General features: G+C 75.4%; 24 protein-coding genes. 13 read left to right on the top strand and 11 right to left on the bottom strand.

Annotated features, from left to right (window positions below; all coding sequences use genetic code 11):
* Positions 1 to 6: 6 nt before the first annotated feature.
* Positions 7 to 390 (bottom strand): VOC family protein, encoded by a 384-nt coding sequence (locus ACI789_RS20980; RefSeq protein WP_456917411.1) that lies wholly within the window; start codon positions 388 to 390, stop codon positions 7 to 9.
* 48 nt (positions 391 to 438) lie between these two features.
* Between ACI789_RS20980 and ACI789_RS20975 the strand changes: the two genes are divergently transcribed.
* The 3 genes from ACI789_RS20975 to ACI789_RS20965 are packed head-to-tail and all read left to right on the top strand — an operon-like array spanning position 439 to position 2026.
* Complete coding sequence (locus ACI789_RS20975) at positions 439 to 648, top strand: DUF4177 domain-containing protein (protein ID WP_456917412.1); 210 nt, start codon at positions 439 to 441, stop codon at positions 646 to 648.
* A 17-nt stretch (positions 649 to 665) separates the two neighbouring features.
* A complete protein-coding gene (locus ACI789_RS20970) occupies positions 666 to 1484 on the top strand; it encodes a pentapeptide repeat-containing protein (RefSeq protein WP_457011338.1) in 819 nt (272 codons plus the stop codon).
* Positions 1481 to 2026 (top strand): GXWXG domain-containing protein, encoded by a 546-nt coding sequence (locus ACI789_RS20965; RefSeq protein ID WP_457011337.1) that lies wholly within the window; start codon positions 1481 to 1483, stop codon positions 2024 to 2026. Before ACI789_RS20970 ends, ACI789_RS20965 begins: the two co-directional genes overlap by 4 nt.
* A gap of 4 nt (positions 2027 to 2030) precedes the next feature.
* Here ACI789_RS20965 and ACI789_RS20960 read toward each other — a convergent pair whose 3' ends face one another.
* The 5 genes from ACI789_RS20960 to ACI789_RS20940 are packed head-to-tail and all read right to left on the bottom strand — an operon-like array spanning position 2031 to position 7314.
* Positions 2031 to 2477 carry a hypothetical protein gene (locus ACI789_RS20960; RefSeq protein ID WP_456917415.1) on the bottom strand — a complete coding sequence of 149 codons (447 nt, stop codon included), beginning with the start codon at positions 2475 to 2477 and terminating at the stop codon, positions 2031 to 2033.
* Positions 2478 to 2514: 37 nt separating this feature from the next.
* The gene (locus tag ACI789_RS20955) at positions 2515 to 3441 is read right to left on the bottom strand and encodes an anti-sigma factor RsbA family regulatory protein (RefSeq protein WP_457011336.1); all 927 of its coding nucleotides are present in this window, start codon (positions 3439 to 3441) and stop codon (positions 2515 to 2517) included.
* On the bottom strand, positions 3438 to 4322 hold the full coding sequence (locus ACI789_RS20950) for an MEDS domain-containing protein (protein ID WP_457011334.1): 885 nt from the start codon (positions 4320 to 4322) through the stop codon (positions 3438 to 3440). The genes ACI789_RS20955 and ACI789_RS20950 overlap by 4 nt, the downstream gene beginning before the upstream one ends.
* A gap of 44 nt (positions 4323 to 4366) precedes the next feature.
* Complete coding sequence (pntB, locus tag ACI789_RS20945) at positions 4367 to 5770, bottom strand: Re/Si-specific NAD(P)(+) transhydrogenase subunit beta (RefSeq protein WP_457011333.1); 1404 nt, start codon at positions 5768 to 5770, stop codon at positions 4367 to 4369.
* Positions 5767 to 7314 (bottom strand): Re/Si-specific NAD(P)(+) transhydrogenase subunit alpha, encoded by a 1548-nt coding sequence (locus ACI789_RS20940; protein ID WP_457011332.1) that lies wholly within the window; start codon positions 7312 to 7314, stop codon positions 5767 to 5769. The genes pntB and ACI789_RS20940 overlap by 4 nt, the downstream gene beginning before the upstream one ends.
* Before the next feature lie 342 nt (positions 7315 to 7656).
* Here ACI789_RS20940 and ACI789_RS20935 point away from each other — a divergent pair, with 342 nt between their 5' ends.
* Both ACI789_RS20935 and ACI789_RS20930 read left to right on the top strand, forming a co-directional pair.
* Complete coding sequence (locus ACI789_RS20935; protein ID WP_456917420.1) at positions 7657 to 9720, top strand: putative bifunctional diguanylate cyclase/phosphodiesterase; 2064 nt, start codon at positions 7657 to 7659, stop codon at positions 9718 to 9720.
* Between the two features lie 32 nt (positions 9721 to 9752).
* Positions 9753 to 10571 (top strand): HDOD domain-containing protein, encoded by an 819-nt coding sequence (locus ACI789_RS20930; RefSeq protein WP_457011331.1) that lies wholly within the window; start codon positions 9753 to 9755, stop codon positions 10569 to 10571.
* 92 nt (positions 10572 to 10663) lie between these two features.
* Here the strand turns inward: ACI789_RS20930 and ACI789_RS20925 are convergent, their stop codons facing one another.
* Together ACI789_RS20925 and ACI789_RS20920 are read right to left on the bottom strand one after the other, a co-directional pair.
* A complete protein-coding gene (locus ACI789_RS20925) occupies positions 10664 to 11830 on the bottom strand; it encodes an acyl-CoA dehydrogenase family protein (protein WP_457011330.1) in 1167 nt (388 codons plus the stop codon).
* A gap of 7 nt (positions 11831 to 11837) precedes the next feature.
* Positions 11838 to 13013 (bottom strand): acyl-CoA dehydrogenase family protein, encoded by a 1176-nt coding sequence (locus tag ACI789_RS20920; protein ID WP_457011329.1) that lies wholly within the window; start codon positions 13011 to 13013, stop codon positions 11838 to 11840.
* A 174-nt stretch (positions 13014 to 13187) separates the two neighbouring features.
* Here ACI789_RS20920 and ACI789_RS20915 point away from each other — a divergent pair, with 174 nt between their 5' ends.
* Together ACI789_RS20915 and ACI789_RS20910 are read left to right on the top strand one after the other, a co-directional pair.
* Positions 13188 to 13541, top strand: coding sequence for a TFIIB-type zinc ribbon-containing protein (locus tag ACI789_RS20915; protein ID WP_457011328.1), 354 nt, complete (start codon positions 13188 to 13190; stop codon positions 13539 to 13541).
* Between the two features lie 61 nt (positions 13542 to 13602).
* Positions 13603 to 14430 (top strand): hypothetical protein, encoded by an 828-nt coding sequence (locus tag ACI789_RS20910; RefSeq protein ID WP_457011327.1) that lies wholly within the window; start codon positions 13603 to 13605, stop codon positions 14428 to 14430.
* 39 nt (positions 14431 to 14469) lie between these two features.
* On the opposite strand, the gene ACI789_RS20905 is transcribed toward ACI789_RS20910, so the two are convergent.
* Positions 14470 to 15639, bottom strand: a complete 1170-nt coding sequence (locus ACI789_RS20905; RefSeq protein ID WP_457011326.1) for a 4-hydroxybenzoate 3-monooxygenase — start codon at positions 15637 to 15639, stop codon at positions 14470 to 14472.
* A 51-nt stretch (positions 15640 to 15690) separates the two neighbouring features.
* On the bottom strand, positions 15691 to 16467 hold the full coding sequence (locus ACI789_RS20900; RefSeq protein ID WP_457011324.1) for an IclR family transcriptional regulator: 777 nt from the start codon (positions 16465 to 16467) through the stop codon (positions 15691 to 15693).
* Between the two features lie 69 nt (positions 16468 to 16536).
* Between ACI789_RS20900 and pcaH the strand changes: the two genes are divergently transcribed.
* The 5 genes from pcaH to pcaC all read left to right on the top strand — a co-directional run bounded on the left by pcaH (position 16537) and on the right by pcaC (position 20671).
* On the top strand, positions 16537 to 17283 hold the full coding sequence (pcaH, locus tag ACI789_RS20895) for a protocatechuate 3,4-dioxygenase subunit beta (RefSeq protein WP_457011323.1): 747 nt from the start codon (positions 16537 to 16539) through the stop codon (positions 17281 to 17283).
* A gap of 76 nt (positions 17284 to 17359) precedes the next feature.
* Entirely contained in the window at positions 17360 to 18022 is a 663-nt protein-coding gene (gene pcaG, locus ACI789_RS20890; protein WP_457011321.1) for a protocatechuate 3,4-dioxygenase subunit alpha, read from the top strand.
* Positions 18023 to 18060: 38 nt separating this feature from the next.
* On the top strand, positions 18061 to 19494 hold the full coding sequence (gene pcaB, locus ACI789_RS20885) for a 3-carboxy-cis,cis-muconate cycloisomerase (RefSeq protein WP_457011320.1): 1434 nt from the start codon (positions 18061 to 18063) through the stop codon (positions 19492 to 19494).
* On the top strand, positions 19491 to 20264 hold the full coding sequence (pcaD, locus tag ACI789_RS20880; protein ID WP_457011319.1) for a 3-oxoadipate enol-lactonase: 774 nt from the start codon (positions 19491 to 19493) through the stop codon (positions 20262 to 20264). The genes pcaB and pcaD overlap by 4 nt, the downstream gene beginning before the upstream one ends.
* Entirely contained in the window at positions 20261 to 20671 is a 411-nt protein-coding gene (gene pcaC, locus ACI789_RS20875; protein ID WP_457011318.1) for a 4-carboxymuconolactone decarboxylase, read from the top strand. Before pcaD ends, pcaC begins: the two co-directional genes overlap by 4 nt.
* A 60-nt stretch (positions 20672 to 20731) precedes the next feature.
* Here pcaC and ACI789_RS20870 read toward each other — a convergent pair whose 3' ends face one another.
* The gene (locus ACI789_RS20870; protein WP_457011317.1) at positions 20732 to 22477 is read right to left on the bottom strand and encodes a ScyD/ScyE family protein; all 1746 of its coding nucleotides are present in this window, start codon (positions 22475 to 22477) and stop codon (positions 20732 to 20734) included.
* A gap of 283 nt (positions 22478 to 22760) precedes the next feature.
* Here ACI789_RS20870 and ACI789_RS20865 point away from each other — a divergent pair, with 283 nt between their 5' ends.
* Positions 22761 to 24221: a benzaldehyde dehydrogenase gene (locus tag ACI789_RS20865; RefSeq protein ID WP_457011316.1), complete on the top strand. Its 1461-nt coding sequence runs from the start codon at positions 22761 to 22763 to the stop codon at positions 24219 to 24221.
* Positions 24222 to 24308: the final 87 nt, after the last annotated feature.

Genomic DNA, 24308 nt, shown 5'->3' with positions numbered 1-24308 from the left:
CGCCGGTCAGCGCTGGTCGCGACGCAGCGGGTGGTCGGGCGGGACCTCGACGAGCACGATCCGGACGCCGTCGGGGTCGGCCACCTCCGCCTCCACCAGGCCCCACGGCTCGGTCCGCGCCTCGCGCAGCACCGGGACGCCGGCCGCGCGCAGCCGCTCGACCTCGCCGGCGGCGTCGCGGACCTGCAGCCACAGGGCCAGGCCGCGCGGCGCCCCGTCGCCGCGGCCGGACACCTCGAGCAGGCCGTTGCCGAGGAAGAACACCTGGGCAGGGTCGTCCCGCGGCCCGAACTCCCGGTACACCGCGAGCCCGAGGACGTCGCGGTAGAAGGCCCGGGAGCGGGCGAGATCGCTCGGCCGCAGCAGGATCCGGCTGCTCAGCACGTCCACCCCGGCATCATCGGGGCGGACGGCTCCCGGCGACAGCAGGAGGACCCCATGGCCCAGCGCTACGAGTACAAGGTCGTCGAGCTCCGGGAGGGGCTCCTCGGCGGCAAGATGTCGGGTGACAAGCTGGAGAAGGTGCTCAACGAGCACGCCCGGGAGGGCTGGCAGCTCCGGGCCGTCACGGCGGTCGAGGTGAAGGGCCGCGTCGGCCCCGGGGGTGTCGAGGGCGTGCTGGTCACCCTGGAGCGCCCCATCGGCTGACCCCGCGGAGGACTCCCGTGCCCGACCTCGTCGACAGCCGGGCACGGCTGCGCGCCGACTGTGCCCGCTGCGCCGGCCTGTGCTGCGTGGCGCCCGCGTTCGCCGCCTCGGCGGACTTCGCGATCGACAAGCCCGCCGGCCGGGCGTGCCCGAACCTGCAGGCCGACTCCCGCTGCGGGATCCACGCCCACCTGCGCGAGCGCGGGTTCCCCGGGTGCACGGTGTTCGACTGCTTCGGAGCCGGCCAGCAGACCGTGCAGGTGACCTTCGGCGGCCGCGACTGGCGCGGGCACCCCGAGCTCGCCGCCCAGGTGTTCGCCGCGTTCGGGGTGCAGCGCCAGCTGCACGAGCTGCTCTGGTACCTCACCGAGGCCCTCGCGCTGGCGGCCGCGGCACCGCTGCGCCGCGAGCTGTCCGCCGCCCGCGACCGGACCGAGCGGCTGACCGCGGGCGACCCCGACGAGCTGGCCGCCGTCGATCCCGCCGCCCTGCGCCAGGAGGCCGGGGCGCTGCTGACGTCGGTCAGCGAGCTGGCGCGGGCGGGCACCCGCCGCCGGGCGCGGGACCGCCGCAACGCCGACCTCGTGGGCGCCGACCTGCGGAGGGCCGACCTGCGCGGCGCGAGCCTGCGGGGCGCCTACCTGATCGGCGCGGACCTCCGCGGCGCCGACCTGCGGGACACCGACCTGCTCGGCGCCGACCTGCGGGGCGCGGACCTGCGGGGCGCCGACCTCACCGGCGCGCTGTTCCTCACCCGCCCGCAGGTGGCCGCGGCCCGCGGGGACGCCGCGACGACGCTCCCCGCCGGCCTGGAGCACCCGGCGCACTGGGCATGAGCGAGGACGCCGCCCGCTGGCTGGCCCGCCACCGCGGCGGGGCGGCGCCGGCCGACGTCCTCGCCTTCTTCGACCGGCTGCCGCCGGTGGACCCGGATGGCCTGCTCGGCCGCTGGCGGGGTGCGGAGCTGCCCACCGGGTCCCGGCTCGACGGGCTGCTGGCCGCGCACGGCTGGTACGGCAAGGAGTTCATCGACGCCGAGACCGTCCACCCGCTGCTGTTCGCCGGTCCCGACGGCGTCCCGCGGCCGGTCGAGCCGGCACTGGCGCCGCTGGGGCTGCTGCTGCGGTGCCCGGGCCTGGCCCGCAGCCGCGCCGCGCGGGCCGGGTTCACCGCCGTCCGGCGGCTGCTGCGCACCGACCGGCCCGCCGCCCGGCTGCGGGTCGTCACCCACCGCGGCGTGGCCACCGGCGCGCTCCTCTACGACCGGCTGCCGATCGTCGACGTGTTCCGGCAGGTCAGCCCCGACCTGCTGCTGGGGTTGATGGACCTGCGCGGCCTGCCCGAGCCGTTCCCCTTCCTCCTGGAACGCGAACGCTGAGTCCTCAGGGCTGCGGCGGGGCCTCGTCGGCCTCTCCGGGGCGTCCCCTGCGGCGGAGCAGACCGCTGACCGTGCCGAGCCGGGTGGTGGCCTGGCGCAGGGTGTGCACCAGCGGCAGCAGGTCCTCCGAGATGCGCCGGAGCGTCTCGGGGACGGTGTCGATGGCCGGGTCGTCGAGCACCTTGCCGACCCGCTCCAGCCCCGGCCGCAGCGACCGGACCGGCTCCTCCAGCTCCTCGACGAGGGTCTCCAGCCGCTCGGCGGTGCGCTGTGCCGAGGAGATCGTCTCGGTGGCGACGGCGGTCGCCGCGATGAGGTCCCGGACGGCGGTGTTGAGGTCGGTCATCGTCCGCGGGAGCTGCGCCAGCGCCTCGGTCTGGGCCTGCAACTGGGCGATGAGCTCGGACAGTCCGGGGATGCGGGGCATGCCCAGGCCACGGAAGGGGTCCACGCCGCAACGGTCGGGGACGAGGCGGCCCGCCGCAACGTCAGCGCCAGGTGGTGACGCGGACCGTCGTCCCTCCCGGCGTGCTGCGGACCTGCACCAGGTCGCAGAGCTGGTGCACGAGGTAGACGCCGCGGCCGCCGATCCGCGCGGCGTCGGGCAGCCGCCGGCCGACCAGCGGGTCGGTCAGCCGGCCGGCGTCGGAGAACTCCACGTGGGCGGCGTCGGGCTCGCTCCACATCGCCAGGGTCCCGCTGCCCCCGCCGTGCCGGACGCTGTTGGTGGCCAGCTCCGAGGCGGCCAGGGCCAGCGCCTCCACCCGCTCGTCGGGCAGCGCGCAGGAGCGGGCCCACGTGGCGACGGTGCGCCGGACGGCCGGCAGGTCCGCCGCCCGGAACTCGCCGCGCAGCACGACGTCGGCCGGCGGCGGCAGCGGCGCGGCCATGAGCTCGGCCGCGGTGAGCCGGGGGCGGCCGGTGGGCTCGGGGCCGTCCGGCCCGGACCGGTACGGGTGCGTGCTCTGCGCCCGGGCGCACACCGCCGGCGGGAGACCCCCGGCGTCGTAGGGGCACAGCAGCCGCCAGGCCGGCCCGGCGCCGAAGGCCTCGTCGAGCAGCACCTCGTGCAGCTCGCACTCGGCGAGCTCGGCGGACCGGCGGGCCGGGTGTGCCGGCTCGCCGACCCCGCGCAGCACGCGGCCCTCACGGTTCGCGCGGTCGAGGGCGCCGGCCCAGACGCCGATGATCCGGCCCGGGTTGGCGCCGACCTCGGTCATGTCGAGCAGCTGCACCGCGGCCGCATCGGAGCCCAGGGCGTCGCGCAGCAGCTCCAGCCGGGGGCGCGGCTCGACGACCACGACGGTCTCGTCGCGCTCGAGCCCCTCGCGCACGAACCCGAGGACGCCGTCGAGGAAACCCTCGTCGCCGGTGTAGGTGACGGTCTCGTGCACGAATCCCGCAGGTGCGTTCACGCGCTCCCTCGCTGCGGGACGACCGCGACCACCGCGTCGTACCCGAGCAGCCGCCACACCCGGGCGAACAGCGGCGAGGCGCCGGCCAGCGTGACGCCCCGCCCGCGGTGGAGACGGTCCTGGGCCCACGTGGCGATCGCCCGGCAGCCGGCCGCGTCGGCGAACTGCAGCCCGGCGAGGTCGAGCGTGACGGACGCGGCGGCGTCGGCGGGGGAGGTGGCCAGCACCCGGCGCAGGCGGTCGGCGCCGAAGGCGTCCACGCAGCCGGTCAGCAGCACCCTGCCGTCGTCGACGAAGACGGAGAAGGGCGCGACGTCGTCGGGCGGCACCCCGTCCGGGACGCGCAGCTGCGGGTGCACGGTGGCGACCGCGGCGAGCGCGTCGGCGTCCAGCGCGTCGCGGCGGTAGGCGCACAGTGCGGACATGCCGACGCCCGTGGCCATGAAGTCGTCGGCCAGGTGCTCCCACCGGGCCAGCTCGTCCCGGGTCCGGGGGTCGGCGGCCAGGGCGGTGAGCTCGGCGACGACCCGCAGGCCGGAGCAGCCCGCCTCCACCGCCCGCCGGGTGGCCGTCTCGTAGAAGGCCAGCTGCTGCTCGGGGACGAACCCGCCGTCGGGGGTGTAGGCGTCGGTCAGGGCCAGCAGGGTCAGCCGGCCGTCGGCCAGGAGGTCGTCCAGCGGGCCGAGCGGGCCGGGGTCGTGGCGCAGCAGGGCGATGCCGTCGTGCTCTCCGACGTAGAGCAGCCGCTCGCCCCGGGCGAGCCCGTCGGCCAGGAACCGCGCGGCGGCCCCGGCCAGGGAGCCGGCGTCGTCGTGGACCCAGCAGACGTGGTCGGCAGGCCCGGTGACGACCGGCTCGGTCATCGGTCCTGAGGCGCGCACGGGGCCACGTTAGGCCGTCACCGGCCCGGGGCGACAGTCCCGGTTCAGAGTGCGCGGAGGATGTCCTCGACCCGCTCCCGGGCGTCCCCGAACAGCATCCGGGTGTTCTCCCGGAAGAACAGCGGGTTCTGCACGCCGGCGTAGCCGGTGTTCATCGACCGCTTGAACACGACGACGTGCTCGGCCTCCCAGACGGCCAGGACCGGCATGCCGGCGATCGGGCTGCCCGGGTCCTCCAGCGCGGCCGGGTTGACCGTGTCGTTGGCCCCGATGACCAGGACGACGGAGGTCTCGGCGAAGTCGTCGTTGATCTCGTCCATCTCCAGGACGATGTCGTACGGCACCTTGGCCTCGGCCAGCAGCACGTTCATGTGGCCGGGCAGCCGGCCGGCGACCGGGTGGATGCCGAAGCGGACCCGCACGCCCTTGTCGGTCAGCTTCCGGGTGAGCTCGGCGACCGGCCCCTGCGCGTGCGCGACCGCCATGCCGTAGCCGGGGGTGATGACCACCGAGTCGGCGGTGCGCAGCAGTTCGGCGGCGTCCTCGGCGGTGATCTCGGTGTGCTCACCCTCGACGCCGGCGGCGGTGCTGCCCTCGTTGCCGAAGCCGCCGGCGATGACCGACAGGAACGACCGGTTCATCGCCCGGCACATGATGTAGGAGAGGTAGGCGCCCGACGAGCCGACGAGGGCGCCGGTGATGATCAGCAGGTCGTTGTCGAGCAGGAAGCCCGACGCCGCGGCCGCCCAGCCCGAGTAGCTGTTGAGCATCGAGACGACGACCGGCATGTCGCCCCCGCCGATGGAGGCGACCAGGTGCCAGCCCAGCGCCAGGGCCAGGACGGTGACCACGGCGAGGACGCCGAGGCTCGGCGCGACGACGAAGGCGACGGTCAGCCCGGCGAAGGCGACCAGCGCGCCGAGGTTGAGCCAGTTGCGGCCCGGCAGCATGAGCGGGTTGCTCTTGATCCGGGCCGAGAGCTTGAGGAAGGCGACGATCGAGCCGGTGAGGGTGACCGCGCCGATGAAGACGCCGATGACCACCTCGGCGGAGTGGATGCCGAGCAGGTCGGCGGGCACCTCGGTCTGCTCGGCGCCGGCCCGCTCGACCGACAGGTAGCCGTTCCAGCCGACCAGCACCGCGGCCAGGCCGACGAAGCTGTGCAGCATCGCGATCAGTTCCGGCATGCCGGTCATCGCCACCCGGCGGGCCCGCCACAGGCCGATGACCGCGCCGATGACCATCGCGACGGCGATCGCACCGATCGCGGCGGCCCCCACGCTGCGCGCGGCCAGCCCGATCGTGGCGACCAGGGCGATCGCCATGCCGGCGATGCCGTAGGCGTTGCCCCGCTGGGCGGTCTCGTGCCGGGACAGCCCGGCCAGGCTGAGCACGAACAGCAGGCCGGCGACGATGTAGGCCGCGGCAGCGGCCGACAGCGCGGTCACGCCCGGCCCCGCGTGAACATGCCGAGCATGCGGCGGGTCACCGCGAAGCCGCCGAAGACGTTGATGCTGGCCACCAGGACCGCCACGAACGCCAGCACGCCGACCAGCGTGCTCGTGTGGCCGATCTGCAGCAGGGCGCCGACCAGGATGATCCCGGAGATGGCGTTGGTGACGCTCATCAGCGGCGTGTGCAGCGCGTGGTGCACGTTCCCGATGACGTAGAACCCGACCACCACCGCCAGCGCGAAGACCGTGAGGTTGCCGATCAGCTGGTTCGGCGAGAACGCCGTGACGAGGAAGAGCGCCACCGCCGACGCGGCGACCAGCACCGGCGTCCGCACGCGGGCGGCGCGGCCCCGCTCGACCGGCGCCGGGGCGGCCGGGGGCGGTGCCGGGGCCGGCGGGGGTGCCGCCGACACCTGCACCGGCGGGGGCGGCCAGAGCACCTCGCCGTCCCGCACCACCGTCATCGCCCGCTGGACGACGTCGTCGAGGTCGAGGACCAGCTGCCCGTCCTTGCCCGGGGTCAGCAGCTTGACCAGGTTGACCAGGTTGGTGCCGTACAGCTGGGAGGACTGCCCGGGCAGCCGGCCGGGCAGGTCGGTGTAGCCGATGATCGTGACCCCGTTCGGGGTGACGACGACCTCGTCGGGCACCGAGCCCGCGACGTTGCCGCCCTGCGCGGCGGCCATGTCCACGACCACGCTGCCCGGCCGCATGCTCGCGACCATCTCCTCGGTGATCAGCCGCGGCGCCGGCCGGCCGGGGATGAGGGCGGTGGTGATGACGATGTCGACGTCGCTGACCTGCTCGGCGTACATCGCCGCGGCCCGGCGGTCGTAGTCGGCGGAGGTCACCCCCGCGTACCCGGTGCCGCCGCCCTGCTCCTCGTCGGCCGGCACGCCGACGTACTCGCCGCCCATCGACGCGATCTGCTCGGCGACCTCCGGCCGGACGTCGGTGGCCCGCACGATCGCGCCCAGGCTGCTCGCCGTGCCGATCGCCGCCAGGCCGGCCACGCCCGCACCGGCCACCAGCACCTTGGCCGGCGGGACCTTGCCCGCGGCGGTCACCTGCCCGGTGAAGAACCGGCCGAACGCGTGCGCCGCCTCGACCACCGCGCGGTAGCCGGCGATGTTGGCCATCGAGCTGAGCACGTCCAGCGACTGGGCGCGGGAGATGCGGGGGACGGCGTCCACCGCCAGCGCGGTGACCGGCCGGGCGGCGAGCATGGCGACCAGGTCGGGGTCGAGCGCGGGGGTCAGCTGGCTGACCAGCACCGCGCCGTCCCGCAGCAGGCCGAGCTCCACGGTCGTCGGCTTGGCGACGTGGAGGACGACGTCGGCGCCCCACGCCTCGGCCGCCGTCCCCACCAGCCGCGCACCCGCCTCGACGTAGGCCTCGTCGAGGAAGCTCGCCGCGCGCCCGGCGCCGGCCTCCACCACGACCTCGTAGCCGAGCCCGGTCAGCTGGCGCACGGTCACCGGCGTCGCGGCCACCCGCGTCTCCCCGGGACGGCTCTCCCTCGGCACTCCGATCAGCACGAGCGACTCCTCCTGGCGGGTCGGCCCCGGCGGGGCGTCCGGTGCGAGGTCAGGCCGGGCCGCCGCGGTCGGCGGGCCTCCGGGGACGGCGTGGTGCAGCCGGGCCGATCATGCCGCCCCGGACCCCCGGGTCGCAGCGGATCCGCCGCGGGGCCGGCCGGTGACGGTCCGCAGCCGGGGACGGCCCGGGGAGCTCCCGCGGTCGGCGGACCCCACCCGGGAGGGTGAGCACCCTCCGCCGCCGGCTGGAGCCGCGGCCCCGGGCTGCCGTACTCATCGGTGAGCCGGGACCGCCGGCACGACGAACGGCAGCCGGGCCGGTGCCGGTACGAAGGGGTGAGCGTGTCAGCGACGACCGTGCCTGCCGAGCCGGTGGTGTCGCCGGAGATCGTCTCGTCGATCTTCTACGGCGCCGCCGTGAGCGACAGCCTCGCCCTGCTCGTGGCCGAGCTGGTCGGGGGCACCCCGCGGGTGACCTGGTGCAACGAGGGCGCCACGCAGCTGCTCGGCTACGGCCTGGCCGACCTGCGGTCGCTGCCGGTCGGCGCGCTGGTCCCCACCCTCCGCGGCGGGGAGATCAAGCTCCTGCTGCGCCGGGAGCGGGCCGCCCGCATGAACCTGCCGGTCCGCACCGCCAGCGGGGCGCTGGTCGACGCGGTCGTCGTCTGCACCCCCTCGCCGTCCGGCCGGATGTGGACCCTGCGCCTGGTGCCGGCGTCCAACGAGCAGGAGCGTGCGCTGCGCGCCACCGCCGACGCCCACGAGCAGCGCTTCGCCACGCTCACCGAGCGCTCACCCATCCCGACCCTGCTCTCGGAGCAGGGCATGCGCCTCGCGCACGTCAACGACGCCTTCTGCAGCCTGGTCGGGCTGCAGGCCGAGCAGCTCCTGGGCACCGGCTGGATGGCCACCGTGCACCCGGAGGACCTCGACGCGGTGATCGAGCAGGTGGTCGCCGTCCTCGGCGGCGGGGACGGCGAGGCGCAGGCGCGGCTGGTGCGCGAGGACGGCACCGAGCGGACGACGGTCATCCGCTTCGCCCACCTGTTCACCCCCGGCGTGGGCGCGGGATTCGTCGGCACGATCGAGGACATCACCGACCGGCTGGCCTTCGAGGCGCGGCTGGCCCACCAGGCCAACCACGACCCGCTGACCGGGCTGCCCAACCGGACGCTGCTGGCCGACCACGTGACCGCCCGGTTCACCCCCGGCGGCAGCGGGCTGGCGTGCCTGTTCCTCGACCTGGACAACTTCAAGGTGGTCAACGACTCCCTCGGGCACGCCGCCGGGGACGAGCTGCTGGTGGAGATCGCCGCCCGGCTGCGCTCGACGGTGCGCCCCGGCGACCTGGTGGCGCGCTTCGGCGGCGACGAGTTCGTCGTCGTCTGCGAGGACGTGGGGGAGGACGAGGCGGTCGCGCTGGCCGAGCGGATCGGTGCCGTGCTGGCCGAGCCGGTGCGGCTGGGCGGGGTCGACGTCCGCCCGCACGCCAGCGTGGGCGTCACCGTGCAGACCGCCGAGCACGTCGCCGCGGAGGAGCTGATCCGCGACTGCGACATCGCCATGTACCAGGCCAAGGCCGGCGGCAAGGGCCGGATCACCGTGCTGGACCAGCAGGCCCGCGCCGAGGCCCGCGACAAGCTGCGGCTGGTCGCCGACCTGCGCGAGGCGATCGAGCGCCGCGAGATCACCCTGCTCTACCAGCCGATCTTCGACGCCGTCGACGGCACCCCGGTCGCGGTGGAGTCGCTGGCCCGCTGGGACCACCCGACGCGGGGCCCGATCAGCCCGGCGACGTTCGTGGCCCTGGCCGAGGAGAGCGGCCTGATCGGCGGGCTGGGCCTGCTGGTCCTCGACGAGACCTGCCGGCAGCTGGCCGACTGGGACCGGCTGCTGGGCGCCTGCGCGCCGCAGCGGGCCAACGTCAACGTCTCGGCGCTGCAGCTGGACGGCAACCTGCACGGCCACGTGGTCGCCGCCCTCGAGCGGCACGGGCTGCCGCCGTCCCGGCTGTCGGTCGAGATCACCGAGTCGGCGCTCATGAAGGACCCCGCCTCGGCCCGCGACGTGCTCGCCCAGCTGCGCGACCTCGGCGTCCAGCTGGCCATCGACGACTTCGGCACCGGCTACTCGTCGCTGGCCTACCTCCGGCACCTGCCGGTGGACTGCCTCAAGGTGGACCGGTCGTTCGTCGCCGAGCTCGCGCACGGCCACACCGAGATCGCCTCGGCGGTCATCGCGCTGGCCAAGAACCTGGACCTCACCACCGTCGCCGAGGGCGTGGAGACCGAGGAACAGGCCGCGGAGCTCGCCCGCCTCGGGGCCGGCTTCCTGCAGGGCTTCAGCCTCGCCGCGCCGATGACCGGCCACCGGACCGCCGCGTGGTTCGCCGCGCACGCCCGATGACCCCCGCCCGCCTCGACCTCCCGGGAGCCGACGTGCCCGCCACCCTGGCCGCCGCACCGACCTTCGACCTGGAGGCGGTGCTCGGCAGCATCGACACCATGGCCGCGCAGAAGCCGGTCGCCGCGCAGGTCGTCTCGGTGGCCAACTCCGACGACACGAGCGCGAAGGCGCTGGCGGAGATCCTCGCCGCCGACGTCGCCCTGGCCGGCCGGGTGATGAAGCTGGCCAACTCCGCCTACTTCGGGATGCGCGGGCGGGTGACCTCGCTGCAGTTCGCCGTCACCGTCGTCGGCTTCACGACCGTGCGGACCATGGCCACCGTCGCCCTGACCGACCTCGACGACGAGTCGCGGCTGCCCGACGACTTCTGGCTGCGCAGCACCAGCGTCGCCCTGGCCGCCTCCACGCTGGCCCCCCGGTTCGGCGAGCGGCCGCAGGACGCCCTCTGCCTGGGCCTGCTCGCGCCGCTGGGGATCGCCCTGCTGCACCACAACGACCCCGAGGGCTACGCGGAGCTGTTCGCCGCCGAGCCCACCACCGCCGGCCGCCGCGCCGCGGAGGTGCACCGGTACGGCATCCACGCCTTCCGGCTGACCGCGGTGGCGCTGGACCAGTGGGGCTTCCCGCCGAGCATGGTCGCCCCGCTCACCGCCGTCGACGACCTGGCCGCCGAGGAGGGCGCCCTGCTGCGCGCCGCGCTGGAGATCGCCTCGCGGGTGACCACCGAGGGCTACCGGCCGGTGCCGGTGGAGCAGGTCACCGGCGGCCTGCTGCGGGAGGACGCCGTCCCCGCGGTCGTCGACAAGGTCGCCGCCGAGGCCGAGGAGCTGCGCCTGGCGATGCTGGGCTGAGCCCTCTGGGGCAGAGATGGCCATGTCCGCCCCCAGGGGGCTGGACGACGGCGGCCGGCGCCCCGGGTGGGACGCCGGCCGCACGGCCCTGCTCAGCCGGTGTAGGGCGCGCCGAGCGGGTCGACCGTCTCGTACTCCGTGACGCCGGAGGCGAGCCGGGTGAGGGCCCAGTCGCCGTCGCCGAGCAGGTGGTCGATCGCGGTCAGCCGGCTGGTGTAGTGGCCGACCTTGTACTCCGCGGTCACGCCGATGCCGCCGTGCAGCTGGACGGCCTCCTTGCCGATGTGCCGGCCGGCGCGGCTGGTCTGCAGCCGCACGCGGTCGGCGGCGGTGACGACGTCCCCGCCGGCGTCGGCCACCATCGCCGCCCACAGCGCGGTGCTGCGGGCGAGCTCCAGGGAGACGTACATGTCCGCGGCCCGGAAGGTGAGCGCCTGGAACTTGTTCAGCGTGACGCCGAACTGCTTGCGGGTCTTGAGGTACTCGGCGGTGGTCCGCAGGGCGGTGTCCATCGCGCCGACCGCCTCGTGGGCGTAGGCGATCCGGGCCAGCGCGAGCACCCGCTCCACGTCCGCCGTCCGGTCGCCGGTGCCCTCCCCGAGCAGCTCGGCCGGGGTGCCGTCGAACGCCAGGTGCGCCGCCCGGCCGCCGTCGTGGGTGCGGTACCCGGTGCGGGTCAGGCCCTCGGCGTCGCCGCGGACGAGGAACAGCGCCGTGCCGCCGGGGGCCCCGTCCCCGGTCAGCAGAGCGCTGACCACCAGGACGTCGGCCCGCGCGCCGTGCGGGACCGGCTCCTTGACGCCGGTCAGCCGCCAGCCGCCGCCGTCCTCGGTGGCCGTGACCGCCACCGCCCGGGGGCTCCACCGGGTGCCCGGCTCGGCCAGGGCCGCGGCGGCCACGGTCGTGCCCTCGGCGATGCCGGCGAGCACCTCGCTGCGCTGCACGTCGGTGCCGACGGCGGCGACCAGCCCACCGGCCAGCACCACCGTCTCGACGAACGGCTCCGGTGCGAGGACCCGGCCGATCTCCTCGGCGACGATCGCCACCTCGATCGGCCCGGCGCCCATGCCGCCGTGCTCCTCGGCGAAGGGCAGCCCGAGCAGGCCCATCTCCGCCATCCGCGACCAGGTCTTCTCGTCGTAGCCGGGCTCGCCGGCCACGACCTCGCGACGGGCCTCGCTGTCGCCGTAGGCGCGGTCCAGCAGGCCGCGCACGGCCTCGCGCAGGTCGTTCTGCTCGCTGTCGAAGGTGAAGTCCACGGTTACCTCACAGCCCCAGGATCGTGCCGGCGATGATGGTGCGCTGCACCTCGTTGGAGCCCCCGTAGATGGAGACCTTGCGGTTGTTCAGGTACTCCGGGGTCGCCACGCGGGCCCAGTCGGGGACGTCGGAGCCGCCGTCGGCGAAGGAGGCCACCGACAGCGGCCCGGCGATGTCGACGACCAGCTCGGTGGCGGCCTGCTGCAGCTCCGAGCCGCGGAGCTTGAGCACCGACGACGCCGGGTGCGGCCGGCCGTCGGAGGAGTGCGCGACCACGCGCAGCGCGGTGAGCTCCAGCGCGAGCAGGTCGTTCTCCAGCTCGGCGATCCGGCCGGCCATCCGCGGGTCCTCGGCCAGCCGGCGGCCGTCGACGGTCACCTCCCGCGCGTACTCCTTGGCCTGGGCCAGCAGCCGCTTGGTGGCGCCGACGCGGGCGATGCCCACGCGCTCGTTGCCGAGGAGGAACTTGGCGTAGTCCCAGCCGCGGTTCTCCTCGCCGATGAGGTTCTCCGCCGGGACGCGGACGTCCTCGAAGAAGACCTCGTTGACCTCGAAGCTGCCGTCGACCAGCTCGATCGGCCGCAGCGTGACGCCGGGGGAGTCCATCGGGAAGACCAGCATCGAGATGCCGCGCTGCTTCTTCTCGGCGGTCGGGTCGGTGCGGACCAGGCAGAAGATCCAGTCGGCGTGCTGGCCCAGCGTCGTCCACGTCTTCTGGCCGTTGACGACCCAGTCGTCGCCGTCGCGGACGGCGCTGGTGCGCAGGCTGGCCAGGTCGGAGCCGGCGTCGGGCTCGGAGAAGCCCTGGCACCACCAGATGTCGAGGTTCGCCGTCGCCGGCAGGAACCGCTCCTTCTGCTCCTGGTTGCCGAAGGCGGCGATGACCGGGCCGATCATGCTCGCGTTGAAGGCCAGCGGTTCGGGCACGCAGGCCAGCTGCATCTCCTCGCGCCAGATGTGCCGCTGCAGCGGGGTCCAGTCCTTGCCGCCCCACTCGACCGGCCAGTGCGGCACCGCCAGCCCGGCGCTGTTGAGGATCCGCTGGGTCCGGACGTAGTCGTCCTTGCCGAGGTGCCGGCGGGCGGCGACGGTGTCGCGGATCTCCTGGGGGATCTCGGTGGTGAAGAACGTCCGCATCTCCTCCCGGAACGCCTCCAGCTCCGGGGACAGCTGCAACCGCATCGGGCCTCTCTCCTGACGTCGGCCGCCTTCACGCCGTCGCCGTCTCGCACGTTGGGACCCCGACCATCCCACACGAGCTACCGGCCGGTAGCTCCCGGGGCGCGGCCGGCTCGGCGCCGTGTCGGCCCGGGTCGCGGCGGGGAACGCGGGTGGTCCACCGCCCGTTGCCGGGCCATGGAACTGACCTGCCCGAAGTGCCACGGCGCGATGCGCACCTACGAGCGCAACGGCGTGCACGTCGACCAGTGCTCGGACTGCCGCGGCATCTTCCTCGACCGGGGTGAGCTCGAGCGGCTCGTCGACGCGGAGAACGCCTGGCACGGCCGGGCGTCGTCCGGGCACGGTCCCACCGCCGGGCACGCCGCGCCGACCGGGACGCCATCGGGCTCCGGCGGCTACGGAGCCGGCGCCGGCGGGCTGGGGGCGGTCGTCGGCGAGGTGCTCAACCAGGTGCAGGGGAAGAAGCACTCCTCGTCCGGGCACGGGTCCAAGCGCAAGCAGTCCTTCCTGGACGGCCTGTTCGGCTGACGCCCCTGCCCGGTGCGCCCGGCACGTGCACGGCGGCGCCCGCGGGGGGACGCTCGGGGGCGTGTTCGACGTGGACTGGATGGGCCAGCTGACCCGGGAGGTGTTGCGCGAGCGGGTGCCCGCGCTGATCGCCGAGACCTGCGCGTGGAGCGTCGGGATCTCCGACCGGCCGCACCACGAGCGGCGTCGGGGCCGGCTGGTCGAGACCGGCGGCACCAACGGCGACCGGGTCGCCCGCGGGCAGGCGCTCAGCGGGGAGGAGGCCGGCCGGCTGGAGCTCGGCGACGCCCGCCCGGGCAGCTTCCGCGACGCGCTGAACGCGGTCGACGCCGAGGGCGTGGTCTACGCCGACCGCTTCGACAGCGAGGTCGTCGAGCCGTTCGTGCTGGCCACCTGCGTGCTGGCCGCCGAGCGGGCGCGGGCCACCCGCCGGGCGGACTGGGCCGAGCTGCTCGACGACCTCGGCGAGGACGGCCGCGACCTGGTCGCCGTCGTCCGCGCCGGGGGTTGGGAGGCGCCGCTGCGGACCGAGGCCGAGCACGCCGTGCTGGCGGCGCTGGCCGACGTCCCGCTGCTGGAGGTGGAGGCCGAGGGGCTGCCGCTGTCGCTGGTCCGCGCCGCCGAGGCGCTGACCCGGGAGGCCGCGCCGGCCCAGCCACCGGCGCGCGCGGAGGACCCGGCCGCCTCGGGTGCGGTCTTCCTCGCGCGGGCGGCGCTGGCGGAGGCGGGGCTGGCCGGCCCGGTGCCGCCGGGGGAGGCCGACCGGGTGCTCGCCGCGCTGGTCGCCGAGGGGCTCGAGCCCGAGGAGCTGCCCGCCGTCCTGCCGCACCTGCCGCTCGCGCCGGGCACCGCGGACGCCGTCCTCACCCTGCTCGACGCCGGCCGCTGACGCCGGTCCCCACGGGACCGACGCGGAGGGGCAGGGCGGTCAGAGATCGAGCGGCAGGCCGGTGTAGTTCTCCGCGAGCTCGCGGGCGGCGGGCTCGGACGCGGCGATCCGGCGCAGCTGCGACAGCTGCAGCTCGGCGTCGAAGTCGTCCCCCGAGCGGTGCAGCATCGAGGTCATGAACCAGGAGAAGTGCGTGCACCGCCAGACGCGGGCCAGCGCCCGGTCGGAGTAGCTGTCGACCAGGTCGCTCTGCTTCTCCTGCAGCAGCCGCACCAGCGCCGAGGCCAGCAGGGTCACGTCGGCGACGGCGAGGTTGAGGCCCTTGGCGCCGGTCGGCGGCACGATGTGCGCGGCATCGCCGGCGAGGAACAGCCGGCCGCGGCGCATCGGGGCGCTGACGAACGAGCGCATCGGCAGGACCGACTTCTCGGTGATCGTCCCGGTGTTGATCTCCCAGCCCTCGTGCGCGAACCGGGTCGCGAGGTTCTCCCAGATCCGGTCGTCGGACCAGTCCTCGATCTTCTCGCTCGGGTCGACCTGCAGGTACAGCCGCGACACCTTCGGCGAGCGCATCGAGTACAGCGCGAAGCCCTCGGGGTGCCAGGCGTAGATGAGCTCGTCGGTCGCCGGGGCGGCGTCGGCCAGGATGCCCAGCCACGCGTAGGGGTAGGTGCGCTCCCACACCTGCCCGCCGGCGGCCTGCACGACCGGGCGGGAGACGCCGTGGAAGCCGTCGGTGCCGGCGATGACGTCGCACTCGAGCACCTGCTCGGTGCCGTCGGCGTCGGTGAACCGGATCCGGGGGCTGTCGGTGTCGACGTCCTCGGGCCGGACGTCGGAGACCTCGAACAGCAGCGGCGGGCCGCCGTCGAGCTGGGCCTTGATGAGGTCCTTGGTGACCTCGGTCTGCCCGTACACCCACACCGTGCGCCCGCACAGCTCCGGGAAGTCCAGCTTGTGCCGGGTGCCCGGGTACTGCAGGTAGATGCCGCGGTGCTCCAGGCCCTCGCGCTGCAGCCGGTCGCCGACCCCGGCCGCGCTCAGCGTGTCGACCGTGTGCTGCTCGAGGATGCCCGCGCGGATGCGGGCCTCCACGTACTCCCGCGAGCGGTTCTCCAGCACCACGGAGTCGATGCCCTGCAGGTGCAGCAGCCGCGACAGGAGCAGGCCGGCCGGGCCGGCGCCGATGATCCCCACCTGAGTACGCACGGCAGCGAGTGTGACCGGCGATACGCCGATCCGGGAACCGCGCGCTCCCGCTCAGCGGAAGTGGGCCGCCCGCGACAGCTCGCGGCCGATGCCCCGCGCGGCCACCTCCAGCACGGGGACCAGCCGGGTGAGGTCCCGCCGGTGGCTGGGTGCCACGACGCCGAGCGCGGCCACGGCCACCGGCGTCCCGGCCCGCTCGGCGTGCACCGGGACGGCGACGGAGAGGGTGCCCAGCGACATCTCCTCCGCGGTGCGCGAGTACCCGCGGCGGCGGACCTCGGCGAGCTCGCGGCGCAGGCGGGCGGGGTCGACGACGGTGTGCCGGGTCTCCCGGTTCAGCGAGCGCAGGACGCCCTCGACCACGTCGTCCGGCGCCGCGGCCAGCAGCACCTTGCCGACCCCGGTGGCGTGCAGCGGCAGCCGGCTGCCGACCTGGCTGACCACCGGCACCGACTCCCGGCCGGAGATGCGCTCGACGTAGAGCGCGCTGCGCCCCTCCCGGACGGCGAGGTGGACGGTGTCGCGGGTGGCGGTGTGCACGTCGAGGAGGAAGGGGGCGGCCACCTGCCGCAGCTCCAGTTGCACCGGCGCCAGCAGGCCGAGGTCCCACAGCTTGCGGCCGATCTCGTAACGGCCGTCGGCCCGCCGCACCAGCGCACCCCAGTCGGTCAGCTCACCCAGCAGCCGGTGCGCCGTCGACAGCGGCGTCCCGGACCGCTCGGCGATCTCCGACAGCGACAGCCGCGGCGTGCTGCTGCTGAACGCGTCGAGCACCGCCAGCGCCCGCGAGGTGACCGAGCGCCCGGGCCTGGAACCTCCACCGGCCACGTCCCCTGCTTTCTACTGGCCGGAAGTCCCGGCTTGGGCAGCCTAGCCCGCCGGCCGTACCGTCCCTGCATGACCGGGACCACATCCGAGAGCCGGCTGCACCTGCCGCGCTACCTGCGCGAGGACGCCACGGTGCGCACCCCCGTGGGCTTCCCCGACTACCGGAGCACCGCGCTCCGCGCCCCCCTGCGGACGCCGATCGACCTGCCGCACCGGCTGACCGAGGTCACCGGCCCGGTGCTGGGCGAGGACCGCGTCCTGGCGCAGGACGCCGACCTGACCTACCGCAACGGCGGCGAGGCGGTGGGCCAGCGGATCCTCGTCTACGGGCGGGTGCTCGACAGCGACGGCCGCCCGGTGCCGGACGCGCTGGTCGAGGTGTGGCAGGCCAACGCGGCCGGCCGTTACCGGCACGTCGTCGACAACTGGCCCGCGCCGCTCGACCCGCACTTCGACGGGCTCGGCCGGGTGGTCACCGACAGCCTGGGCCGGTACGAGTTCCTGACGATCAAGCCCGGCGCCTACCCGTGGGGCAACCACCACAACGCCTGGCGTCCGGCGCACATCCACTTCTCGCTGTTCGGCCGGGCCTTCACCCAGCGACTGGTCACCCAGATGTACTTCCCCGGGGACCCGCTCTTCGAGCAGGACCCGATCTACAACGCCATCCCTGCCGCGGCGCGCCACCGGGCGATCAGCCGGTACGACCTCGAGCGGACACAGGACAACTGGGCGCTGGCCTTCGAGTGGAACATCGTGCTGCGCGGCACGGAGCAGACCCCGTTCGAGACCGACGACGACGGAGATGTCGCGTGATGACAGCCGAGGGAGCATCGCAGCGAGGAACGAGCGAGGAGCGGATCGAGGCGCGGAATCGCGCAGGAGGTGCGGCGTGACCCAGATCGTGAACCCCCTGGACGTCCCGCCGGACCCGACGACGCCGTTCCAGCCGCGCTCGGGGCAGCGCGGCACCGGCTTCCTCACCGGTCCGCTGCGGCTGGGCACCACCCCGAGCGCGACCGTCGGTCCCTACCTGGCGATCGGGCTCACCTGGCCGGACGGCGCGTGGGCTGCCGCCGAGGGCACCGAGGGCGGGATCTGGATCCGCGGGCGGGTCTTCGACGGCGCCGGTGACCTCGTCCCCGACGCCATGATCGAGACCTGGCAGGCCGACCCGCGCGGCGGGCTCCCGTCGCCCGAGGACCCCCGCGGCGCGTCGTCCTACCCGGGCTTCCGCGGCTACGCGCGCGTGCAGACGGTCCACCCGCCCGGCGAGTTCGCGCTCCACACGCTCAAGCCGGGCCGGCTGCCCGACGGTGAGGGCGGCCTGCAGGCGCCGCACATCGACGTCAACGTCTTCGCCCGCGGCCTGCTCGACCGGGTGGTCACGCGCATCTACTTCGAGGACGAGGCCGAGGCCAACGCCGAGGACGTCGTGCTGAAGTCGGTGCCCGAGGACCGGCGGGGGACCCTGATCGCCCGGCGGACCGAGGACGGGTACTCCTTCGACGTGCACCTGCAGGGCGACGCGGAGACGGTCTTCTTCGCGGTGTGAGCGGCCGGGGTGTGGAGCCGCACGGTATGAACACAGCCGTGACAGCTCTGTTCGCCGGCACGTTCGCCCGCGGCGCGGCGGCGGCCGCCGTCTCCGACGACGCCTGGTTCCGGGCGATGCTCGACGTCGAGGCGGCTCTGGCCCGCGCCGCGGCCCGCGCCGGCCTGGTCCCGACGACGGCCGCCGACGCGGTCACCGCCGCCTGCGCCGACCCCTCCCGGCTGGACCTGGCCACCGTCGTGGCCAAGGCGGCCGACGCCGGCAACCCGGTGCCGCCGCTGGTGCGGGCGGTGCAGGACGCCGTGGGGGAGCGGGACGCGGTCGCCGTCCACGTGGGCGGCACCAGCCAGGACGTGCTCGACACCGCCCTGGTGCTGCTCGCCCGCGACGCGATCGCCGCGATCGACGCCGACCTGGCGGCGGCCGCGGAGACCGCCGCGGGGCTGGCGCGCACGCACCGGGACGACGTGGTCATGGCCCGCACCCTCATGCAGCAGGGCCTGCCCACCACGTTCGGCCTGAAGGCGGCCGGCTGGCTGGCCGGGCTCGACGGTGCCCGGCTGCGGCTGGCCGAGGTGGTCGCCTCGCTGCCGGTGCAGTACGGCGGCGCGGTGGGCACGCTGGCGGCGAGCGACGGGGCCGGGGTGGCGGTGCGCGCCGCGCTCGCCGAGGAACTGGGGCTGGCCACCACCGCCGTCCCCTGGCACACCGTGCGGCTGCCGATCGCCGACCTCGCCGGGGCCCTCGGTGCGGCCGCCGGCGCGGTGGCCACGGTCGCCGTCGACGTCGTCCTGCTCGCCCAGTCCGAGGTCGCCGAGGTGGCCGAGGTGGGGGAGGGGCGCGGCGGCTCGTCGGCCATGCCGCACAAGCGCAACCCGGTGGCGGCGATCTCCGCGCGGGCCTGCGCCCGCCGCGCGCCGGGCCTGGTCGCCACGCTGTTCGCGGCCATGGAGCAGGAGCACGAGCGGGCCGCCGGCGCATGGCACAGCGAGTGGCCGTCGCTGACCGAGCTGCTCACCACGGTCGGGTCGGCCGCGGCCTGGCTCGCCGAGAGCCTGCGCGGCCTGCGTCCCGACGTCGCGCGCATGGCGGCGACCGTCGCCGCGGCCAACGAGGGGCCGCTGGCCGGGGCGCTCGCCGAGGCCCTGACCGACAGCATGGGCAAGGGGCCGGCCCACGACGCCGCGGCCGCCGCCGTCCGGGAGGCCCGCGACGCCGGCCGCCCGCTCGCCGAGGTGGTCGCCGCCCGCACCGACGTCGACCCGCAGGCCGTCCTGGCCGCCGCGGCGCCGGACGTCGGGGAGGCCGGAGCCCAGGTGGACGCCGCCCTGGCCGAGCACGCACTCCTGACGACAGCCCCGGGAGCATCGCAGCGAGGAACGAGCGAGGAGCGGACCGGGGCGCGGATGGGGGCACCTCCCGCTTGCGGGGGACAGGCAGGAGACATCGCGTTGACCGAAGGGGAACAGTGACAGCCGTCGAGGTCTCGTACACCGAGGAGGGCCCGCGCGACGCGCCGGTCGTCGTCCTCTCCAACTCCCTGGGCGCCACCCGCGCCATGTGGGACCCGCAGGTGCCGGCGCTGGCCGAGCGGTTCCGCGTGGTCACCTACGACACCCGCGGGCACGGCAGCTCGCCGGCGCCGCAGGGGCCCTACACCCTCGACGACCTGGTGGACGACGTCGTCGCGCTGCTCGACCGGCTCGGGGTGCCGCGGGCGCACGTGGCCGGGCTGTCGCTGGGCGGCATGACCGCGATGCGGCTGGCCGCGCGCGAGCCCGACCGGGTGGGGCGGATCGCCGCGCTGTGCACCTCGGCGAAGACCGAGCCGCAGGGGTTCCTCGACCGGGCGGCCGCCGCCCGGTCCGGCGGCACCGCCCCGCTGGCGTCGGCCGTGGTCAGCCGCTGGCTGACGCCGCCGTTCGCCGCCCGGAACCCCGACCTGGTCGCCCGGCTCGAGGCGATGGTGGCCGGGGCGGACGACGAGGGTTACGCCTCCTGCGCCGAGGTCGTCGCGCACCTCGACCTGCGCGACGACCTGGGCCGCATCACCGCCCCGACGCTGGTGGTGTCCGGCGCCGACGACCCCGCGCTGCCGCCGGACCACCAGCAGGCGATCGCGGACGGGATCGCGGGCGCCGAACTGGTGTCGGTCCGCCCCGGCGCCCACCTGGCCAACCTGGAGTCGCCGCTGGAGGTCACCGGCGCGCTGCTCGCCCACTTCGACGGAGACGCCCGATGAGCGACCTGCCCAGCACCGACGACGGCCGCCGCGAGGCGGGGATGGCGACCCGCCGGCAGGTCCTCGGCGACGAGTGGGTCGACCGCGCGGTGGCGAACACGACGCCGTTCACCGCCGACTTCCAGGACTTCATCACCCGCGTGGCCTGGGGCGACATCTGGCAGCGGCCCGGCCTGGCCCGGCGGGACCGCAGCCTGATGACCCTGTCGATCACCATCGCCCTGCGGCACTGGGACGAGTTCGCCCTGCACGTGCGCGCGGCCAAGAACAACGGGCTGACCGACGAGGAGATCGCCGAGGTCATCCAGCACTCCGCGGTCTACGCCGGCGTGCCCGCGGCCAACCACGCGTTCAAGGTCGCCGGGCCGATCCTCGCGGAGCTGCGCGGCGACCGACCCGGGACGTGACCGTGCGGTGCCGCGGCGGGGGCACACCGCGGCACCGCACGGCCGGTCCGGCGGACGACGTCAGGGTGCGACGTCGCCCGAGCCCTGGTCGAGCGTCCCGTCGTCGGTGGTGGCCACCGTGTCGTCGGGGACGGTGACGGGGACGTCGCCGCTGCCCTGGTCGAGGGTGCCGTCGTCGTCGGGGAGCGCGGTGCCGTCGTCGGCCGGGACCGTGGTGGCGTCGTCCGCGGGGACGGTGGTGCCGTCGTCGGCCGGTGCGGTGGCCTCGGTGTCCACCACCGGCAGCGGCTGCTCCTCGGCGTCCTCGGGGAAGAAGAACCGCCACAGCTGGCCGCCCTCGGCGTCCTCGGTCGCCGGGTCGTCGGCGTCGCCGGGGGAGAGGCTGTAGGCCGCGACGTAGACCGCGCCGTTGCCGCCGAGTGCCAGGCCGGCCGGGAACGGGACGTCGGCCTCGACGTAGGTCGCCTCGCCGGAGTCCTCGGTCTCGAACCGGACCACCGATCCGGTGCCGCCGCCGGCCGGGCCCTCGCTGCCGAAGACCTGGGAGACGAACACGTGCTCGCCGTTGGGGGAGACGGCGATGCCGTTGATGGCGGTGAACCCGCCCCAGCGGCCGGTCTCCTCGCCGTCGGCGTCGAGGCGCACGACCTCGGCGCCGCCCGGGGCCAGACCGCCGCCGACGCCGCCGACGTAGACGTTGCCGTCCGGGTCCTGGGTGATCGCGCTGGGCACGAACTGCGGCTCGCCCTCCTCGGAGGGGAAGGCGGCGAAGACGCTCACCTCGTAGTCGGGCAGCTCGTCGTCGCGCAGGGCGTCGAAGTCGGCGGTCACCTTCCACACGGCGTTGGCGCCCGCGTCGGCGACCAGCGCGTACTCGTCCCCGTCGCTGTCGTCGCCGCGGCCGCGGTCGTCGCTGTCGCTGTCGTCGTCGCTGCCCTCGGGGTCGACGAAGAGGACCGCGTTCGGGTTGCTGTCGGCGATGCCGTTGCCGTCGGGGTCCTGGTCGGCCTCGGCCTGGCCCAGGTCCACCCACGGCCGGACCTCGCCGTCGGAACTGACCAGCAGGTGCTCCTGCGTGGCCGCCGCCGGGTCGTCGGTATCCGCGGCCAGCGCGTCGGGGGTGAGCTCGCCCTCGGCGATCAGCAGGACGTCGTCCCGGTCGGTCGCGGCCACGCCGGCCGGACCGACCGACCCCTCGGGGCTCTCCACCGAGTAGAGGCCCTCGACGACCGCCTCGGCCTGGCCCTCCTCGACCCGGCCTGGCCGCTCCACCCCGGCGATGCCGCCGGTCGGGCCCTCGCAGACCTCGACGGCGGCCGCGGCGGTGTCGTCGGCGGTCACGGTGTCGTCCACGGTCACGGTGGTGTCGGGCGTGGTCGTGCCGTCCGTGGTGGCGTCCGTCGTGTCCGGAGCGACCGGGGTGTCGCCGGAGCCCTGGTCGGCCGTGCCGTCGTCGCCGGGCGCCGCGGTGTCGTCGGTGGCCGTCGTGTCGGGGGTCGTCGTGTCGGGGGTCGTCGTGTCGGGGGTCGTCGTGTCGGGAGCGGTGGGGTCGGTCGCCGGGGTGTCGGCGGCCGGCGCCTCGGCGGGCGGTGCCTCGGCCGCGGTCGGGGCACAGTCCTCCCCGCCCTGACCGCTCTCCGCGATCAGCAGGGTGCGGTCCGACCAGGAGAGCTGGCGGGGGTTGTCCAGGTCGCCGACGACCACCACGTGGTCGACCGGGTCGCTGCCCGGTGGCGCTGCGGCGGCCGCGGTGGCGCTGCCCAGGAGGAGGGCGAACGAGCCGGCGGCGATGATGGTCCTGCGCATGGGGGTCTCCGCTCGCGGGGATGGGCGGTGTTCAGGTGGACCTCGGCCTCGGCGGCCGGGGCGGGCGACCGTGGCGGCCGCGACGGAGCCCGAAGCTAGTTCCGCGTTCACCCGATCCGGTGCCCCCAACCGTGGGGACGGAGGGGTCCGTCCCTGGGGGAGTGACGGCGCGCCCGGCACGGTCGGTCAGCGGAGTGCCACGCAGGGCCCCCGGAGCCGCCCGGTTACCCGTGCGTAACCTCGGAGCCGGGCCGCGCAGGGCGGCCGGGACGGGAGATGCGGCATGGCACTGCTGGACGACGGCGCGTGGCAGGGGAAGGTCTGGACCGGGTCCTGGACCGACGGCTCGGGTGGCACCTACGACGCCGTGGAGCCGGCGACCGGGGACGTGATCGGCGCGGTGGGCCGGGCCACCCCGGAGGACGTGCACACCGCGGCGGTCCGGGCGGTGGCGGCCCAGCGGGCGTGGGCCGCGGCGCCGTTCGAGGAGCGGGCCCGGGTGCTGCGCCGCGCCGGCGAGCTCCTCGAGGCCAACGCCGAGGAGATCAAGGGGTGGCTGGCCCGGGAGTCCGGCGCCATCCAGCCCTTCGGTGACTTCCAGGTGCACACCAGCGCCGCCGAGTGCTACGAGGCCGCGGCCCTGCCGTCGCACCCGTACGGCGAGCTGCTGCGCACCGGCGCCCCGCGGCTGTCCTTCGCCCGCCGGGTGCCGGCCGGGGTGGTCGGTGTGATCGCGCCGTTCAACGTGCCCACCATCCTCGCCATCCGGGCGATCGCGCCGGCGCTGGCGCTGGGCAACGCGGTCGTCCTCAAGCCCGACCCGCGGACGGCGATCTGCGGCGGTGCGGTGTTCGCGCGGGTCTTCGAGGAGGCCGGGCTGCCGGAGGGTGTCTTCCAGGTGCTGCCCGGTGGTGCCGACGTCGGCGAGGCGCTGGTCGTCGAGCCCGCGGTGCGGGTCATCGCCTTCACCGGGTCCACCAGGGCCGGCCGCGCCGTCGGGGCGCTGGCGGGGCAACACCTGAAGCGGGCGCACCTGGAGCTGGGCGGCAACTCGGCGCTGATCGTCCTGCCCGACGTCGACGTCACGGCGGCGGCGAGCGTCGGCGCGTGGGGCACGTTCTCCCACTCCGGGCAGATCTGCATGGCGACGTCCCGGCACCTGGTGCACGAGTCGATCGCCGAGGAGTACACGGCGGTCCTCACCGAGAAGGTCGAGAAGCTGCCGGTCGGCGACCCGTTCCGCGAGCAGGTGGCGCTGGGCCCGCTGATCGACGCCACCCAGCGCGACCGCGTGCACGGCCTGGTCACCGCGTCGGTGGACGGCGGGGCCACGGTCCGCACCGGCGGCACCTTCGAGGGGCTGTTCTACCGGCCGACCGTGCTCGGCGACGTCCCGGTGGACGCCGCGGCCTACCGGGAGGAGATCTTCGGCCCGGTCGCCCCGGTGACCGCGTTCTCGTCGCTGGACGAGGTCGCCGAGCTCGCCGCGGGCACCGAGTACGGCCTGTCGCTGGGCATCCTCACCCGCGACGTGTACGCCGGTCTGCAGCTGGCCGAGCGGATCCCGTCGGGCCTGGTGCACATCAACGACCAGACGGTGAACGACGAGGCGGTCGCCCCGTTCGGCGGCGTCGGGGCGTCGGGCACCGGCTCCCGGCACGGCGGTCCGCAGGCCAACATCGAGGCCTTCACCGAGACGCAGTGGGTCACCCTCCGCGGCGACCTGCCCGCCTACCCGTTCTGAGAGAGGACCCCCTCCTCCCCACCCTTCGCAGGCTCAGGGCGGGACCCTGGACGGGGCCGGAGGTGCCCGGCCGCGATGTGCGGCCGG

This window comes from Geodermatophilus sp. SYSU D00965, assembly GCF_054050075.1.
The sequence above is the reverse complement of the archived record's forward strand: the minus strand, read 5'-3'. Positions and strand labels throughout refer to the sequence as shown.